Here is a 14,254-nt window from a genome sequence, read left to right on the forward strand (position 1 = left end):
AGGGCCTCGACGTCCCTCACCCCGCAGCCCAACTCACACCGGCGCGCCGCTCACCCCCACCGCAAGTAGGAAGAGCCACACTGTCTGGGTCGCGCTCGTTGAGTTGCTGGGCCAGCCGAGTCTTACCGATCGTGTTCGGAGCGTAGATCAGGGCACTACATGAATCGCCGAGGCCCCTTAATACATCGTCCGCCAAGCTCGCGACTGTTTCATGAAGCCGCGTCATCTAAACGGCCCCCTCGAACGTCAGCAGCTTGTCACGGTAGTACTCATACTGCTTACGCCGCGCAGCAAGCTCAGCGGGGAGGCCAACACTCAGGTCGTTCACCAGAGCATCGAACTTATCGAGCAAAGTAGTGACACGCTCTTGTTCATCTAGGCTTGGCACTGGCAGAAGCACCCTCCTTAGCGACGCCATGGAGACGCTCGCAACAGTGGAACCGTCCGCAGCACCAAGAATGCGCTGGCGTATTACCGAGGAACGCAAGAGGTGAATTAGAAACCTTGAGGAAATCTGGTCACGCTTCGGCGTCAATGCGTAGACCCCTTCCTTGATATTCCAGTTAGTTGGTTCCTCTTCGACCAGTGCAGTTCGTCCGATAGTTCCTGTACCAGAGAACAGGACGTCGCCAATCTGAAGTCGCGACCGGGTCTGAATCCGAGCCAGGCCTTCATCATCGACAAGATCAGTTTTATCTGTAGGAACTATCTTGAAGCCAGCAAGTTCGCGCACTGTTATGTACTGGTTCGCAGCACCGGGAGCATTCAACTTGAAGTTCTGGCGCGGATTGAGCCCGGTGCGTAGATTGTGAATCACGTCACCCAAGGGCACAGTACGAACAGTGTCCCCAAAGCTGAGAGCCTCGTCCCGATAATGCTCATACTGGCGGCGGCGGGCTTCCAGCTCCGCTTCCAGCTCCGCTTCCAGCTGAGTGAACTTATCCAATACTCGCACGATCTCCCGCTGCACCTCGAGAGGCGGCACGGGGATTCGCACCTTCATGAGCTGTTTCGCGGAGACGTCAATAACCTTCGTTCCTGTAGCGAGCGCCTTCTTCTGCACGAAGAACGACTCGGATTGGAACCAGTACGAAAGGTACTTCGGATCCTCGCGGTGCTTGATCACGGTGGCATGCCCGCCGGTGACGATCGGCTCGTCACCAAGCCACGCGACGGCCTTGCCTACATCCTCGACGTTCTCGCTCGTGTTCGTGATGATGATGTCACCCGGCTCAGCCTTGGCGAGCTTCGTAGCCGTCTCGGGGGAGACGAAAGAGATCGTCTTAGTAGTCCAAACTCTGTACCGCGTGTAGATCTGGCCATAGTGAATCGCACCGACACCTTGATCGGTGAGATCCGTTTTCGGCATACCATTGCCGCGCACGAGCCGCGCGATGTCTCCGAGCGTCTTGAACTCGACTCCCTGTGGAGCGAGCTCTTCGATCAGCTCGTCGATGCGGCTCACTTCGTGCCCTCCAGGTCAGCGACGATCTCGTCGATGGATGCGCGGAGTTCTTGTTGGCGGGCGACGATGCGGGCGATCTCGGCGTTCAGCTCGGTGATGTCGATGGGCTCGCGGGTGTCTTCTTGCTCGACGTAGGAGGACACGGCGATGTTGTAGTCTTTGGCGGCGATGTCTTCGTTCGATACGAGTGCGGCGACGTGGTCGACGCTTTCGCGTGTGGTGAAGGTGTCGAGGATGTGCTGCTGGTTGGTTTCGGTGAGCTTGTTCTTGTTGCCGACGCGTTTGAACTCGGCGGATGCGTCGATGAAGAGCACTGCGTTGTCGGTCTTGGATTTCTTGAGCACGATGATGCAGGTTGCGATCGTGGTGCCGAAGAACAGGTCCGGTGGCAGCTGGATGACGGCGTCGACGTAGTTGTTGTCGATGAGGTACTTGCGGATCTTCCGTTCCGCGCCGCCTCGGTAGAGCACGCCGGGGAACTCGACGATCGCGGCGGTGCCGTTCACGGCGAGCCACGACAGGATGTGCATCGTGAACGCGAGGTCAGCCTTCGACTTCGGTGCGAGCACACCGGCAGGTGCGAAGCGCGGGTCGTTGATCAGGAGCGGGTTCGCGTCACCGTCCCACTTGATGGAGTACGGCGGGTTGGAGACGATCGCTTCGAACGGTTCGTCATCCCAGTGGGCGGGGTCGATGAGGGTGTCGCCGTGGGCGAGGTTGAACTTCTCGTAGTTCACGTCGTGCAGGAACATGTTGATGCGGGCGAGGTTGTAGGTGGTCAGGTTGATCTCCTGACCGTAGAAGCCCTGGCGCACGTTCTCTTTGCCGAGCACTTTCGCGAACTTCAGCAGCAGCGACCCGGATCCGACAGCGGGGTCGTAGACCTTGTTCACGCTCATCTTGCCCACCACGGTGATGCGGGCGAGAAGTTCGGAGACTTCCTGCGGCGTGTAGTACTCGCCACCGGACTTGCCCGCGCTGGAGGCGTACATCTGCATGAGGTACTCGTAGGCGTCGCCGAAGAGGTCGATGGAGTTGTCCTCGAAGTTCCCCAGCGGGAGGTCACCGATCGCATCGAGCAGTTTCACGAGCTTCTCGTTGCGCTTGGCAACAGTGCCACCGAGTTTCGAACTGTTGACATCAAGATCATCGAACAGGCCCTTGAGATCGTCCTCGGCGTCGGTGCCAACGGCGGAGCCTTCGATGTTCTTGAAAACCCGGGCGAGGGTCTCGTTGAGGTTCGCATCGTTCGCGGCACGCCTTCGGACGTTCTGGAACAGCTCAGACGGGAGGATGTAGAAACCCTTTTCCTCCACGGTCTCTTTGCGTCCGAACTCCGCTTGCGTGTCGCCGAGCTGGGTGTAATCGAAGCCCGGGTCGCCAGCCTTCAGCTCGCCCACGTTGATGTAGGCGGTGAGGTTCTCGGAGATGAACCGGTAGAACAGCATGCCCAGCACGTAAGACTTGAAGTCCCAGCCGTCGACGGAACCGCGGAGGTCGTTCGCGATGCGCCAGATCGTCTTGTGCAGCTCGGCGCGCTGTCCTTCTTTGGTGCTCGGTGCCATGTGGTTCGTCTCCTGCGCCTGGGGCGCGTCTTAAGTTGTGGTTATGGGTTATCCTCACCGTAGCGCTAGGCACTGACACTGTTCGGATGCCATGCCCTGCATGGGCTTGAGGGGTGATGCAGCCGGGAGCATGTGTCGCGTCGACCGGGCGCTGCGATCTACCTGTGATTATCTCATAATCAGGCGTTTTCGAGAAGGACTCGCGACCTCGGTCAGGAGTGCCAGTTCCAGGCGAAGCCATTGAAGAGGCCGCCGTGGACGTCGCGCATGGTGAGGATCACGGTGCCGCGGGAGTCAAGTTCCAAGCGGTTGTATTCGTTGGCGGCATGCGGGCGGGCGAACGGGCTGGCTCCCTTGAACTTCCAAATGCTCGCGGGGCGTTCCCCGATGAATCCGACCCGGATTGTGAACAGCAGCGAGCGGTGGTGGAGCGCCCGGCTGGCGAGAGTCATCGGCTCTGGTTCGCTGCCGTCTTCGGGTGGGGCGATGCGGAAGCGTAGGTCGTAGCGTGTCCGGTCGCGCATCGGCTCGGCCGCCGTGCGCTCGGTGTTGAGGAGCCAGAAGTGATCGTTCCAGCCGGCGCCGTCAACCGGGCGGGTGTTCACCTTGAAGTCACCCTTGCTGCTCGGGGTCACGACGCCGGGATGGGAGCGGCCGATCGTGACGTAGCCGAGTTCGCCTGCCATGTTCGCGAACGTCCAGCGCTCGTAGGTGGCCTGCCAGCATCGGTTCTCGACAACGATTAGGGTGCTGGTCTCTTCATAGATGATGCCACCGTGCATCTCGGGCACATCGAGCACGAGCGGTGCCCGCGCGTAACGGCCGGTGACGAGACGGGAGTGCAGTGCTTTCAAGGCGGCGGTCTCCCGCGTGCGAACGGTGTCAACTTTCCGCCCGATCTTGTCCCCGTGGCTCTGCCTGCGTTGCATCAGCTCGGGCATGTCCTGCGTGTCGGGGCTGAGCGCGAACACGTCCAGCAGCAGGTCTGCTTGCTCGCCGGGCAGGGTGTGAACGGCAGAGATGAAGCGGTGCCGGAGGCGTTCGAAGCTCTCCTCGAGAGAGCCGCGGAGGAGTTCGTCGACGATCCCCGCCTGGCGAGGCGACGTTGGACCAAGCCCTCGCGCTTGGTCAACCAGGCGAGCTGCTGGTGAAGGGTGGCGACATCGTCTTCATCGAGTCTCACGCCATCACCTCCATCTCGTGCCAGTTGCTCGCTTCCAACTTTATTCCGAGTTTCAAGCTGCACCCGGGCGGGTTTCTACGGTCGAAGTGTCCCGGAAAATTCGGGGCTGTTCTCTTCAATCGGAAGGAGAAGGACTTGAAACATGTCGAGCAATCAGGTGGTGCCGCTGTTCGGTGGTCCCACAACCCAGCAGGGGCAGAAGATCACGGGAAGCCTCGTGCGCCAGACCAAGCGTGAGGTGGAGCAGGTCGCGGCGTCCACGGAGATCGCGTGGGTGCGGGAGCAGGGGCACGCGTTCCTGGCGTCGCAGGCTCTGACGAACGTCGCGACGCTCGTCTCGCAGGCGGAGGCGCAGATGAAGATCGCCCCGGCGGGAACACAGTTCTACGAGGCCATCATCGCCGGATACGCCATCGGTGCCGGTCAGCGCATCGCTCGGGGCCTGTGATGGAGTTCGTTTCTCTGATCGCGGCTCTCGCGGGTGTCGTTCTCCTCGTCGCGATCGCTGCCTCAGTTGCGTGGTGGGTGTTCGAAGTGCTGTGGGACGAGTACGAAGGGACTGGTGCAGGAGTTGGTGACAACTGCGGTTTAGGCCGCGAGGGCCTGGGTGGTCTCGAGTCTGTTCTCGTATTCGTTGGGGGTCAAGCCGCCGAGGCGGTCTTGTGCCCGGCGGCGGTGGTAGGTGCGTTCGATCCAGGTCACGATCGCCAGGCGCAGGTCTTGGCCAGTGGCCCAGGTTTGCCGGTTCAGGACATTCTTTTGCAGTAGAGCCCAGAAGGATTCCATGGCGGTGTTGTCGCCGGCTGAGGCGACTTTTCCCATGGGGCCGACCAAGCGGTGCTTGGCAAGGGCATGGCCCATTTTCCGGGACCGGAATTGGGAGCCTCGATCGGCGTGCAGGATGCACCCGGCGACGTGGCTGCCGCGGCGTGCAACGGCTTGATTCAGGGCGTCCACGGCCAGCTTCGAGGTCATCCGTGAGTCGATTCAGTAGCCCACGATTCGGTTCGAGTACACGTCCTTGATCGCGCAGGCGTAGAGCTTGCCAGTGTTCGTCCAATGCTCGGTGATGTCGGTCAGCCAGACCTTGTTCGGCGCGTCGGCACGCAAGACACGCTTGACGAAGTCGTCGAACACCGGCGGCCCGGGCCGGCCTTTCTTTCCCTTAATTCGAGGCCGTTGCACCGCGGAGATCAGTCCGGCGGCACTGGCCAAGGACTATGCGGTCCGCCTGCACATCCTCTTGCCAGTACGGGCGGCTTCGTCGCGAAGGTATCGGTACCCGAACTCTGGATCCTCGGAATGAGCATCGATGAGCGCGTTCATGCGCTCCGCACGGTGCTGCTCGGCCGCTTTGGACGGGGCGCGGAGCCAGCGATAGTACGGCTGACGGGCTACTTGCAGGACCCTGCACGACACCGTGATCGGGATCCCGCCGGCAGCGAGGTCATTCACGAACGGGTAGAGCCTTTTGGGCTACCACCCAACGTCAGATTCGCTTGGGAAAGGTACGCGGCGGCCTTGCGCAGCACCTCATTCTCTTGCTCAAGGAGGCGGTTGCGGCGGCGCAGTTCGCGCACCTCGGCGGCCTCCTCGCGTGTGGTGCCAGGCTTCCTCCCGGCCTCGACGTGGGCTTGCTTGAGCCAATTAGCCAGTGAAGCCTCGCTGATGCCGAAATCAGTGGCTATCTGTATCAAGGTCACGTCCTCGGCCCGGGCGCGGGCGACAGCGACGACGTCATCATGGAACTCTTGTGGGTACGGTGCGGGCATGGTGCTTATCCTCTCTCACAGGCCGGTCGGCCCTAAAGATTGGTTGTCACCACCTCCTGCACCAGTCCCGATATTCACATTCATGGGTCAAAATGAGGCGTCGATAGGAAGTTGCCGCACGCTCGAAAGGTGAACACTGGGTGCTACCGGGCGAAGTCGATTGCCGACCCTCCCCGCCGAGCGCGCGGCGGGGAGAGAGCACTCACAAACCGGCGGCACTAGCCATTTCGAGCAACCGCACATTGTCGGGCAACCGCTCGAAGTTCAGCACGACACCCATGCCGCGCTCATCCGAACCAGAGGTGGCGAACTCCCTACTCCCCAGATGCAGAGAATTGGACTCGTCGACCAACATGTCCCCGATCGCGTCCATCTCCTCGGCAGGGATTTGGATGGCGCTATCATTCGCTGCCACGGCATGACGCGGCGTTGCGTAGACCTCGCCCATGACCCGGTACATCGACAGGCCGACGGCGCCCGGGACAACGTCCTGGACATGAGCGGCGAGACCGCGCAAGGCAAGGGCGGAGTCAAGGGCCTGCACACTCGCGAACCGTTGCCGGGCCGAGGACAGCTCATCCCACGACGCAGTCCCGGATGATGCCAGCAAGTCCAAGCTCAGCCCGTCGCGCTCGAAGTTCTCGTCGTATTCGAAGCGACCATCGCCCAGGTCATTCAGGATGTCGCCGATCTCCTCGAAGGTGTCCTCCGCCTCCGGGTTCCGCTCGGCCGCACGGCTCCAGACCTTGTTCCCACCGGCGTCAAGAATTCGATCCGGATCGAGATTGCCGCCGTTGAGGCTGAACACAACCCGGCGCGCGTCCGGATGAAGCCGGCGCAGCGTCTCAGCGCAGACTTCCAGAGCCCTCTCTTCGAGCTCGTCGGCCGCCTCCGCATAAGCACGTGAGGACCCGCGGCGCAGTTCACCGATGATGTCGAACGCCTTCACGGCGTTTTGGCTGGCCGGATAGATAGGACGAATTGGTACTCGAAGAACAATCGCCGCATCGTGTTCGGATCGATCGCGTAGTACCAGGCGAGCAGGAGCTGCTGGACGCTGCTCAGGCGTAGCGGCTCTCCTCCGTCGCTTGGGGGGCTAAGGTGGACTCGGCCCAGCCAGTCAAGTCCCAGCCCATCATCGCCAGGCCGTAGTCCCCGAGGATGCCGATCGGGAGACCGTCGGGGTGTAGATCGAAGATCTTATGACGAAATTCACAAAATGCACCTCTCTGACGCTTGGGGTTGTCGTGATGCGTATAGAAATGGTCTGGTCGAACGCATTTATTGGGCTTGACCTCTGGACATGGCACATTGACTCGTGGTAGCTGCTCGAAGAGCATGTGATGCAGCCACCGTCAGCCGCGAGACCGCAGGAGGGCCCATGACAACCAAGACCGCCACATCCCCCGCCGCCGCCATCGATTCGATTCAGGAGGCCGCAGCGACGGTCATCCTCACGGCCTGCGAGCGCGCTGGCCTGCGCGAGGGACGATTCGTCGACGCTCACCACGTGGAGGGCCGTGGCCTCGACGGCGAGGATGTCCGACTGCTCATCAGGCACCGCTCTCTCAAGTCGGACCCGTCAGGCATGCACGTGGGCCAGTCAGACTGGGACTCACACGAGAATAACGCGCACGATTTCGGATGGAAGGCCGGGCTTGTGCTGGCGTTCCCGCGGTACAGCCGCAGCAGGGTGTCCGTGGAAGTTGTTGTGGCTCTCCCCCAACTCGTGGAGGCGGCGCTGGCGACAAGTTCTGAGGCTGACGCGCTGCGGCCCGGCGGAGGCCAGGACACAGCCATCTACCTCTCAACCAGCGATCCCGGGATGCGCACGCACATCTGCCAGTCCCGCGGTGGCTTCGTCATGAACGCCCCGCTGCCTGCGGCACCACCGGTTCTGGTGTGATTTCTTTGCCGCCTCAGCTCGCTTGCGCGAGAGGGCCTGGGGTCGCCGGTTGCCGGCCTGAGCGTCAACGACGTCGGTCGGCAGATCGAGGCCGTGCAACGAGGTGGTGATCAGCCGCGTCACTTGCCTGTGCTCGCCATAGGACGGGTTCAAAACCTACTGCTCCTGGGGAGTCCTGGACCCGTTTCTCGCCCGAGGCGATCTCTTCATCATGCATGACCCTGAAGTCAACGGGGCGGCAGATGCGGTCGAACTCGAGGCGCCCGCCGACGCCGAGTCGATACTCGGCCAAAGAGTCCGCCCACAGTGCGCGGGCGTGCTTGGAGGTGACACCCGCCGGCGGCGGCGTTGTTGGCTCGCCCACCGCAGGCTTCCGTCCACGAGGTGCAGACGCGAACGCGATGCCACCCCCGAGCAGAAGCGGCGCCGCGTTGGTGCGGTGGCGGGCTAGGCGGCCAGCAGCTCTTCGACCTCCTGTCCGGTGATGTCACTGTCATCCGCAGCCAGGCGATCCAGAATCTTCTCCACGTCGATCCGACTCAGCACCGGGGCCAGGAGAAGGACGTCGGCCAGTCGGCTGATCTCGGAGAAGCGGTCCTCGAAGGTCGCCCAGGCCCGGTCAAAGGCACGGCGGGAGAACTGCGGCGCCGACTCACCACTGGACATCATCTCGACGATCTGCTCTGCCTCTACGAGAACCGCTTCCTTCTCGGGCGTCTGCGGGTGCATGAGAAGGTCGTCACTGCGATGCGGGGCGCCGTTCAAGCTGATGCACGCGCCGCGAGATGGCAGGCCGAGCGACTCGCGGGTGATGGCCAGCGTCGCCTCGCGCAACGCGAAACGAGTGAACAGCTCATCGGTGCTGACGGTGTTGACCGCGGCAGTCTCGAAGGTCGAGTTCATGGTGTAGTCCTTGCGTCAGGTGATGGCATCTCTTGCCGTCAACTGTACCTATCGGAACCTTACGCATCGGCCGTAAGCAAGACTCGAGAAACGTTTCCCGAGATGTTGTTGTGAGCGAGATGCACTTCAGGACGCCGGACCGGAACAATCCAATTAGTTAATTGAATTGTTCGAAAAAACACTCTGTCAGTGCAGAGTTCTTTGGGACACGTAGTACGGGACGGCACGACTCAGACCCCCCAGGGAGGGGGCCTCCCCCACCCTCACTAGCGCTCCGGCAGGCGCAGTACCTGCCCGGCTCGCGTGAGCACATCGGCCAGCACAGTCTCGCGTGCACGCGAAGTGCGGCGATCGAGCGGATCGCGCTCGGCTGGCTCCTCGATGATCAGCAGCGACGGCGCCACCTGAACGACCTCGGGGGATGACCAGCCTGCGATCGTCACGCGCACAGCGTCGTCCGGGGTAGCCCAGTGCCGCGCGCTCGTCAGCGTCAGTGTGGCGAGAAGGTGTTCCGGGACAGCCCCGGAGATCATCGTGCCCCTGTCCTGCGACCGGACGAGTACGAGGACACTGGTGCCGCCACGGGCGAGGTGATCGCCGATGTGCTCCCAGATGGTGCGCGCGCCGGCCAGGAGCCGCTCGGGGTATCGGCCCGCGACCGGGGCGCCGAGCACCTCACGGACGATGTCGCGGGCACGGGCACGGGCATAGGGCTTATTCATGACCGCCTTCCGCTCAGGCTCGACGCGCTACCGGTGGGCGATGATGACGCGCCGCTCTCCAAGCCGGCGGCGCTGCTCCATGAGGACTGCGTGGCGCTCGGGCGAGTCGGCGTCGACCGCGACGACGTAGTCGGTGCCGTACGGGAGCGGGTCATCCCAGCTGAGGATCTGCGCCTCAGATCCTCCGTCCCAGGACCAGGCGCCGGGTGCGGTCTGGGTCATACCCCAGCGCTCTCGCACCGAGGGAGGCGGCGGGATCATGGCGTCGGCCAGGATGACCCAGAGCATGCCCCAGGCGGGGCGGTCGTCGATGATGCCCCAGACGCGATCGGAGATGTCCATGGCACTCACCCTAGCGCCGCGAGGGCCGCTGCGCGCTCCTTGGCACTGAGCGCCTCGGGGTCGATGCCGTGGGAGCGCAGGACGGTGTCAGTGTCAGGCGTATCGCGCAGGCCGGGGTGCCTGGGCTGCGGCCGGGTGGCCTGGCGAGGATGGCTCGTGCGGCGAGACAGAAGGTTCTTGTGGGCGTTGCAGGCCTGGCATGTGGCCTGCAGGTTCGCCTCGTCATGACTGCCGCCCTCAGAGACCGGGATGATGTGATCCGCCTCGGTCGGGGTGCCGGTGCAGACGTCGTCGTAGGCCAGCGCGCAGCTGGCGCCTGCCTCTCGTGCGGCCTTCAGGACGCGGCCTCGAGCCTTCCAGTACGCTCTCGGCCGGCGCCTGGCCTGCTGGCGCTCAGCGCAGTCCCCGCACTGGATCCCGGTGGGGCGGCATGTCTGGCAGTAGATGGTCCATCCGGACATGGCAGGCCTCCTGGGGGTGCTTGTTAACTATTAACGAGGGCGGCCGCGGCACTCGCTAGGGCTAGGATCCGGGCATGAGCGATGACGACACTGGAGACAGCACTGCCCCTGCCGTGATCTTCACGGAGGGGCAGTGGCGGGCCTTCTCAGAGGCTGTCGAGGACGCGAGTCCGGCCGAGGCCGAGCGGCTCATGGCTGAGGCCGAGCGGCGCAGTCGTCGCGCTAGATGAGGCGGTGCCTGAATCGCGCGTAGCCGACGGTGTGCCCGAGATTCTCGCGGGCCTCAGCTAGAAGCTCGGCGATCGCCTCTGTCGGGAGGTCGCCGATCTCGTCCGGGATCAGATCGACCTCGCGCGCCCAGCGCAGGCGGTCAGCGCTGGTGACAGGCGCGTGTGAGAGTCGGATCGTCGCCTCGGTCGCCGTGGCGCCGAGCATCGCGCGCACCTGGTCCTCGACCTCAGCCTGCGCGCCGTAGAGCGTGACGACAACATCCGGTCCGGGCAGGCCGCGGACGTCCCAGGCCTGCAGGCCGACCTGCGTGAGGGTGATTGTGGTCATACCTGGACTCCCTTGGTCATGACGTGGACCAGTCGGCTCGCGACGTGGCTCTCGAGGACGCGTGCGCTGATCAGCGGGACGGCCTCGCGGGTGTAGGCCTCGCCGAGGATGCCGACAGCGTCCAGGCGGGATATCTCGATGTCCTCGCCGAGGTCTCGCACTCGGGCCTGATGCCTGATCGCGATGGCTGCCACGGTCGCCATCCAGAGCGCGACCTCGGTCGGCGCCAGAAGAAGCGTGCGCACATCCTGCAGGAGGCGCTGGCTGGGGATCTCGATCTGCGATCGGACCCACCCCCTAGCCCAGCCGTGACGCACGATCTGGGTGCGACTCAGGCGCCTGGATGTGATCGCCTCGTCCGGATCGATGAGGAGGGACGGCTCGCGGTTGAGCTCGCGGAGTCGCTCGTGCATCGCGGTCTCGACGTCATCAGCCTCCAGGCTGCCACCGAGCTCGTAGGTCAGGGCCTCGACCTGGTCGGGCCAGCCCTCGGCGATGTCCTCGCAGGCCTGCTGTGCGCTCTCCGCTGCGGCGCGCAGGGCGGCCTCGCGGGTGTCGCCAGTGCCCCTCAGAAGACTGCGGGCCATGACGCGCCCGCGGTCATGGACGAGGTGTGCCTCCCAGTGGCGTGGTGTCAGCTGGGTGCTGGTCATCGCCAGGTGAACGTGCCGGGGCATGGTCATGGTCGGGCTCCGCTCTCTCGCTGGGCGTACCACTCGATCAGGGCATCGAGGTGTTCGATGGCTGCCTCGACGTCCAGGAGGCTGGCATGCAGCTCGTCGTCCGTCCACCTGCCAGTGAGGAGGTCGGCGCCGGGCGTGCGATCCTCCAGGCTGACTCGCGCCGATGCCATGGCGTCCTCGGCGGCCATGGCCATGACAGCCAGCGAGAGGCTCGCCTCAGTGGGCACCTGGGCCCGGTCGAGGGCGGCCTCCACGAAGGCGCGGCTCGGTGCTGCGGTGTGCTCCAGGAGCCAGGCCGGCGCGTCGTCGGTGGTGACGGCGGCGGGGAGGTCGCGCATGCGAAGGACGCGCTCGCGGTCGATGCAGAGGCTCGGCCGGCGATTCAGCTCAGGGAGCCGCAGCAGGCTGTCGCGGACCGGCTCCCAGCCCCACGACCCGCCGAGCTCAGCTCGAAGCACTTCGGCGGCCGGGCTAGTGTCGGCAGACCATCGGTCCACCGCGGTGGCGGCCGCATCCGTGAGGGCCTCGGACTGTGTGGTGCCGTGCCCGCGGAGGATGCCGGCGGCGCCAGGCTGGGCGCGGCGCACGACGCACCGGACGATCCAGGACTCTGGGGACATCTGGGTGGAGGCGAGCCGTAGCTCGGGGCGCGGCAGCTCTGCTGTCATGGGCCCATGCTAGGGCCGACCCCCGACGCCCGCTAGGGCAGGTAGCGCATCAGGCCATCCTGGAGAGCGTCGCGCAGGGTGTCGTCCCATCGCTCCTCCAGCTCGACTTCACGCCGGTCGACGGAGTGCTCATCCTCGGCGCCAGACTCGATGAGGTCGGCGCACTGAGCGATCACCCAGTCGGTGCGAAGATCGCGGACCGCGGGATGCTCGAGCGCGCGCTCGATCATGTCGGTCGCGGCGGTGATGATGGCGTCGGATGTGGTGCGCATGGTGTCCTCCTGGACTGGTCGGGGCTGAGAGGGAGATGATGCGGGGCATGGAGATGAGGCGAGTGGTACACCGACGGCTGGACCTCGGCCGCGCGGAGATCATCGCGATCTCGCGGCATGTGGCCCAGCAGGCCCGCGCCTCGGCAGGGATCGAAGGCATCGACCTCGGGGATGAGATGGATAGCGCGCTCGAGGAGGAGGGCGTCCGCCACTCGCTCCTGACGCGCGGCCTCGAGCTGGAACCGGAGCCGGACCAGCTGAGCCCGGAGCGCCGGCGCGCGCGGGCCATCCTCGAGCGGCTACGGGTGAAGCGCGGCGGCGATGGCTGAGCGGAGTCCGGCCACCAGGTGACGGGCAGCCTCGGGGCTGGCGGGCAGGTGACAGACGATCGCCAAGACTCGGCGTCCACCCTCGGGAGTGATGATGCTCGCTCGCAGGTCCGGGCGTGCTGTGCCGTGGCCGTCGCGGACTCCAGCCAGATGCTCCAGGAGCGCCTGGCGGGCGGCGATCCAGATGTCAGTGACGCCTCGGGAGGAGCCAATCTCGACGGTGAGGCGAGTGCTGGTGACGGGTGCGGGGCGATGTGTGCGTGCGTAGTGATCCATGCACCACACCATGCGTAGCTCGCAGGTCAGCTGGCCTCAGGCTCTGGGGTGATGGGGACGGCCCACGCAGCCAGGCCGCAGACGACCGTCCGGGTGACAATCTCGTGATCAGCCTCGACCAGGCCTCGGGCCTCCGCGACCATGCGCGCGGCATGGTCGAGAGCTTCGACGTCGCCGTCGTACGCCACTGCCAGGAAGCTCTCACGGGGTAGCCCCTGGCCGTCCCAGTAGTCCAGGGACCGCTCGAGCATCGCGCGCTGGCGGGCCAGAGCTAGGTCGCTGTCAGTATCGAAAATCGCGGTCATGATGTGCCTCCCGGGGTGCGTGCATATATAGGAGTGGATAGTGGTGGTGCCGGCCGCGACACATCCACGAGGGGGTCAGGCGGCCGGCACCAGGGCCCAGCATGGGCGAGGCTCGGCTGTGCACGAGGGGGCGTGGTCGGCGAGCGAGGGGGTGGTCGCTCGAGCCGTCACACGCCCAGCCCGGCTCGGCGCCATGCTGGGTGAGGGGTCCCCCGCCGCGGGGTTGGCGTTCTGAGCAGCGAGCACGCTCCGTCCGAGTCTGTGTGAGGGACGGCGTGGCTGTGAGTGCTGGCCCGTGAAGGGCGGCGGGGAAATCTGGGGGGATGAGAAGAGGGCCCCCACCGGAGTGGAGGCCCTCTGTCATCGCAAAGGAACTGCTTGCTGGCCTCGATCGGACCCGACTCCGACAACCTCGTTTTAGACGTAGTTCGGCCCAGCAAGGATTATAATACCGAACCACACAGCCCCTGTCAAGCCCTTTCGCAAAATCCGCCAAAGTATTCTCAGATGCTGTCAAACAACCCGGAGTGTCAGGGGCCAGCCATACCCTCACGCCATGCCCGACACAACACCCGCACCGCACGCCTGCGACAGTGCCACCGGCTCCCCCACGGCACCAACGGCCACCGAGCCCGACTTCGGCTGGGACGTCAACGCCGCCGAACCGCAGGCAGAAGCATGGGCCCGAGCCTTCGACGACACCCCGCTCAAGCACCCGAACACCGCGCCCAAGCCCGCCGCCGGATCCTCGTCGCGCCAGCGCCCCAGGTCAAGTCCCCGGTAGTGGTGTAGCGCTCGGTCCTTCGATGTGTGGGGTCAGGCGCTGAGTCCGAGGATGCTGTCG

18 protein-coding genes and 1 pseudogene are annotated in these 14,254 nt (G+C 64.6%); 5 read left to right on the forward strand and 14 right to left on the reverse strand.

The window, feature by feature from the left end:
- Positions 1-226: 226 nt before the first annotated feature.
- From DWB68_RS15040 to DWB68_RS15050, 3 genes are all read right to left on the reverse strand, one after another.
- Positions 227-1,465 carry a restriction endonuclease subunit S gene (locus DWB68_RS15040; protein WP_119425940.1) on the reverse strand — a complete coding sequence of 413 codons (1,239 nt, stop codon included), beginning with the start codon at positions 1,463-1,465 and terminating at the stop codon, positions 227-229.
- Positions 1,462-3,030: a type I restriction-modification system subunit M gene (locus DWB68_RS15045; protein ID WP_119425941.1), complete on the reverse strand. Its 1,569-nt coding sequence runs from the start codon at positions 3,028-3,030 to the stop codon at positions 1,462-1,464. Before DWB68_RS15045 ends, DWB68_RS15040 begins: the two co-directional genes overlap by 4 nt.
- A gap of 212 nt (positions 3,031-3,242) precedes the next feature.
- Positions 3,243-4,001, reverse strand: a complete 759-nt coding sequence (locus DWB68_RS15050; protein ID WP_199700475.1) for a hypothetical protein — start codon at positions 3,999-4,001, stop codon at positions 3,243-3,245.
- Between the two features lie 354 nt (positions 4,002-4,355).
- Between DWB68_RS15050 and DWB68_RS15055 the strand changes: the two genes are divergently transcribed.
- Entirely contained in the window at positions 4,356-4,661 is a 306-nt protein-coding gene (locus tag DWB68_RS15055) for a hypothetical protein (RefSeq protein WP_119425942.1), read from the forward strand.
- 140 nt (positions 4,662-4,801) lie between these two features.
- Here the strand turns inward: DWB68_RS15055 and DWB68_RS15060 are convergent.
- Both DWB68_RS15060 and DWB68_RS15065 read right to left on the reverse strand, forming a co-directional pair.
- A pseudogene (locus tag DWB68_RS15060) lies at positions 4,802-5,985 on the reverse strand (IS3 family transposase).
- Positions 5,986-6,187: 202 nt separating this feature from the next.
- Positions 6,188-6,934: a hypothetical protein gene (locus tag DWB68_RS15065; protein WP_119425943.1), complete on the reverse strand. Its 747-nt coding sequence runs from the start codon at positions 6,932-6,934 to the stop codon at positions 6,188-6,190.
- 432 nt (positions 6,935-7,366) lie between these two features.
- On the opposite strand from DWB68_RS15065, the gene DWB68_RS15070 reads away from it, so the two are divergent.
- Positions 7,367-7,891: a hypothetical protein gene (locus DWB68_RS15070; protein ID WP_119425944.1), complete on the forward strand. Its 525-nt coding sequence runs from the start codon at positions 7,367-7,369 to the stop codon at positions 7,889-7,891.
- 447 nt (positions 7,892-8,338) lie between these two features.
- Here the strand turns inward: DWB68_RS15070 and DWB68_RS15075 are convergent, their stop codons facing one another.
- The 4 genes from DWB68_RS15075 to DWB68_RS15090 all read right to left on the reverse strand — a co-directional run bounded on the left by DWB68_RS15075 (position 8,339) and on the right by DWB68_RS15090 (position 10,319).
- A complete protein-coding gene (locus DWB68_RS15075) occupies positions 8,339-8,794 on the reverse strand; it encodes a hypothetical protein (RefSeq protein WP_119425945.1) in 456 nt (151 codons plus the stop codon).
- A 266-nt stretch (positions 8,795-9,060) separates the two neighbouring features.
- On the reverse strand, positions 9,061-9,516 hold the full coding sequence (locus DWB68_RS15080; RefSeq protein ID WP_119425946.1) for a hypothetical protein: 456 nt from the start codon (positions 9,514-9,516) through the stop codon (positions 9,061-9,063).
- Positions 9,517-9,543: 27 nt separating this feature from the next.
- Entirely contained in the window at positions 9,544-9,858 is a 315-nt protein-coding gene (locus DWB68_RS15085) for a hypothetical protein (protein ID WP_119425947.1), read from the reverse strand.
- 5 nt (positions 9,859-9,863) lie between these two features.
- Positions 9,864-10,319, reverse strand: a complete 456-nt coding sequence (locus DWB68_RS15090) for an HNH endonuclease (RefSeq protein ID WP_119425948.1) — start codon at positions 10,317-10,319, stop codon at positions 9,864-9,866.
- A 74-nt stretch (positions 10,320-10,393) separates the two neighbouring features.
- Here DWB68_RS15090 and DWB68_RS16345 point away from each other — a divergent pair, with 74 nt between their 5' ends.
- Entirely contained in the window at positions 10,394-10,549 is a 156-nt protein-coding gene (locus DWB68_RS16345) for a hypothetical protein (RefSeq protein WP_158588339.1), read from the forward strand.
- On the opposite strand, the gene DWB68_RS15095 is transcribed toward DWB68_RS16345, so the two are convergent.
- Genes DWB68_RS15095 through DWB68_RS15110 form a run of 4 tightly spaced genes read right to left on the reverse strand, consistent with a single transcriptional unit; the run spans position 10,542 to position 12,500 of the window.
- A complete protein-coding gene (locus DWB68_RS15095; RefSeq protein ID WP_119425949.1) occupies positions 10,542-10,877 on the reverse strand; it encodes a hypothetical protein in 336 nt (111 codons plus the stop codon). The two genes, DWB68_RS16345 and DWB68_RS15095, sit on opposite strands and share 8 nt — an antisense overlap.
- Positions 10,874-11,530: a hypothetical protein gene (locus DWB68_RS15100; protein ID WP_147391707.1), complete on the reverse strand. Its 657-nt coding sequence runs from the start codon at positions 11,528-11,530 to the stop codon at positions 10,874-10,876. Before DWB68_RS15100 ends, DWB68_RS15095 begins: the two co-directional genes overlap by 4 nt.
- Positions 11,531-11,556: 26 nt before the next feature.
- Positions 11,557-12,228, reverse strand: coding sequence for a hypothetical protein (locus tag DWB68_RS15105; RefSeq protein ID WP_119425951.1), 672 nt, complete (start codon positions 12,226-12,228; stop codon positions 11,557-11,559).
- A 32-nt stretch (positions 12,229-12,260) separates the two neighbouring features.
- Positions 12,261-12,500 (reverse strand): hypothetical protein, encoded by a 240-nt coding sequence (locus DWB68_RS15110; RefSeq protein ID WP_119425952.1) that lies wholly within the window; start codon positions 12,498-12,500, stop codon positions 12,261-12,263.
- Between the two features lie 47 nt (positions 12,501-12,547).
- Here DWB68_RS15110 and DWB68_RS15115 point away from each other — a divergent pair, with 47 nt between their 5' ends.
- On the forward strand, positions 12,548-12,829 hold the full coding sequence (locus DWB68_RS15115; protein WP_147391708.1) for a hypothetical protein: 282 nt from the start codon (positions 12,548-12,550) through the stop codon (positions 12,827-12,829).
- 302 nt (positions 12,830-13,131) lie between these two features.
- On the opposite strand, the gene DWB68_RS15120 is transcribed toward DWB68_RS15115, so the two are convergent.
- Complete coding sequence (locus DWB68_RS15120) at positions 13,132-13,410, reverse strand: hypothetical protein (RefSeq protein ID WP_119425954.1); 279 nt, start codon at positions 13,408-13,410, stop codon at positions 13,132-13,134.
- A gap of 556 nt (positions 13,411-13,966) precedes the next feature.
- Between DWB68_RS15120 and DWB68_RS16055 the strand changes: the two genes are divergently transcribed.
- On the forward strand, positions 13,967-14,194 hold the full coding sequence (locus DWB68_RS16055; protein WP_147391709.1) for a hypothetical protein: 228 nt from the start codon (positions 13,967-13,969) through the stop codon (positions 14,192-14,194).
- The last annotated feature ends 60 nt before the right edge of the window (positions 14,195-14,254 follow it).

It is taken from the genome of Galactobacter valiniphilus, from assembly GCF_003575975.1.
In the GTDB taxonomy this organism is placed as follows: domain Bacteria; phylum Actinomycetota; class Actinomycetes; order Actinomycetales; family Micrococcaceae; genus Galactobacter; species Galactobacter valiniphilus.

Bases quoted from the DNA above. Each gene is read 5' to 3' on its own strand.
- DWB68_RS15045 (WP_119425941.1), bottom strand. From the start codon at position 3,030: ATGGCACCGAGCACCAAAGAAGGACAGCGCGCCGAGCTGCACAAGACG.
- DWB68_RS15055 (WP_119425942.1), top strand. From the start codon at position 4,356: ATGTCGAGCAATCAGGTGGTGCCGCTGTTCGGTGGTCCCACAACCCAG.
- DWB68_RS15070 (WP_119425944.1), top strand. From the start codon at position 7,367: ATGACAACCAAGACCGCCACATCCCCCGCCGCCGCCATCGATTCGATT.
- DWB68_RS15075 (WP_119425945.1), bottom strand. From the start codon at position 8,794: ATGAACTCGACCTTCGAGACTGCCGCGGTCAACACCGTCAGCACCGAT.
- DWB68_RS15080 (WP_119425946.1), bottom strand. From the start codon at position 9,516: ATGAATAAGCCCTATGCCCGTGCCCGTGCCCGCGACATCGTCCGTGAG.
- DWB68_RS15085 (WP_119425947.1), bottom strand. From the start codon at position 9,858: ATGGACATCTCCGATCGCGTCTGGGGCATCATCGACGACCGCCCCGCC.
- DWB68_RS15090 (WP_119425948.1), bottom strand. From the start codon at position 10,319: ATGTCCGGATGGACCATCTACTGCCAGACATGCCGCCCCACCGGGATC.
- DWB68_RS16345 (WP_158588339.1), top strand. From the start codon at position 10,394: ATGAGCGATGACGACACTGGAGACAGCACTGCCCCTGCCGTGATCTTC.
- DWB68_RS15095 (WP_119425949.1), bottom strand. From the start codon at position 10,877: ATGACCACAATCACCCTCACGCAGGTCGGCCTGCAGGCCTGGGACGTC.
- DWB68_RS15100 (WP_147391707.1), bottom strand. From the start codon at position 11,530: ATGACCAGCACCCAGCTGACACCACGCCACTGGGAGGCACACCTCGTC.
- DWB68_RS15105 (WP_119425951.1), bottom strand. From the start codon at position 12,228: ATGACAGCAGAGCTGCCGCGCCCCGAGCTACGGCTCGCCTCCACCCAG.
- DWB68_RS15110 (WP_119425952.1), bottom strand. From the start codon at position 12,500: ATGCGCACCACATCCGACGCCATCATCACCGCCGCGACCGACATGATC.
- DWB68_RS15115 (WP_147391708.1), top strand. From the start codon at position 12,548: ATGGAGATGAGGCGAGTGGTACACCGACGGCTGGACCTCGGCCGCGCG.
- DWB68_RS15120 (WP_119425954.1), bottom strand. From the start codon at position 13,410: ATGACCGCGATTTTCGATACTGACAGCGACCTAGCTCTGGCCCGCCAG.
- DWB68_RS16055 (WP_147391709.1), top strand. From the start codon at position 13,967: ATGCCCGACACAACACCCGCACCGCACGCCTGCGACAGTGCCACCGGC.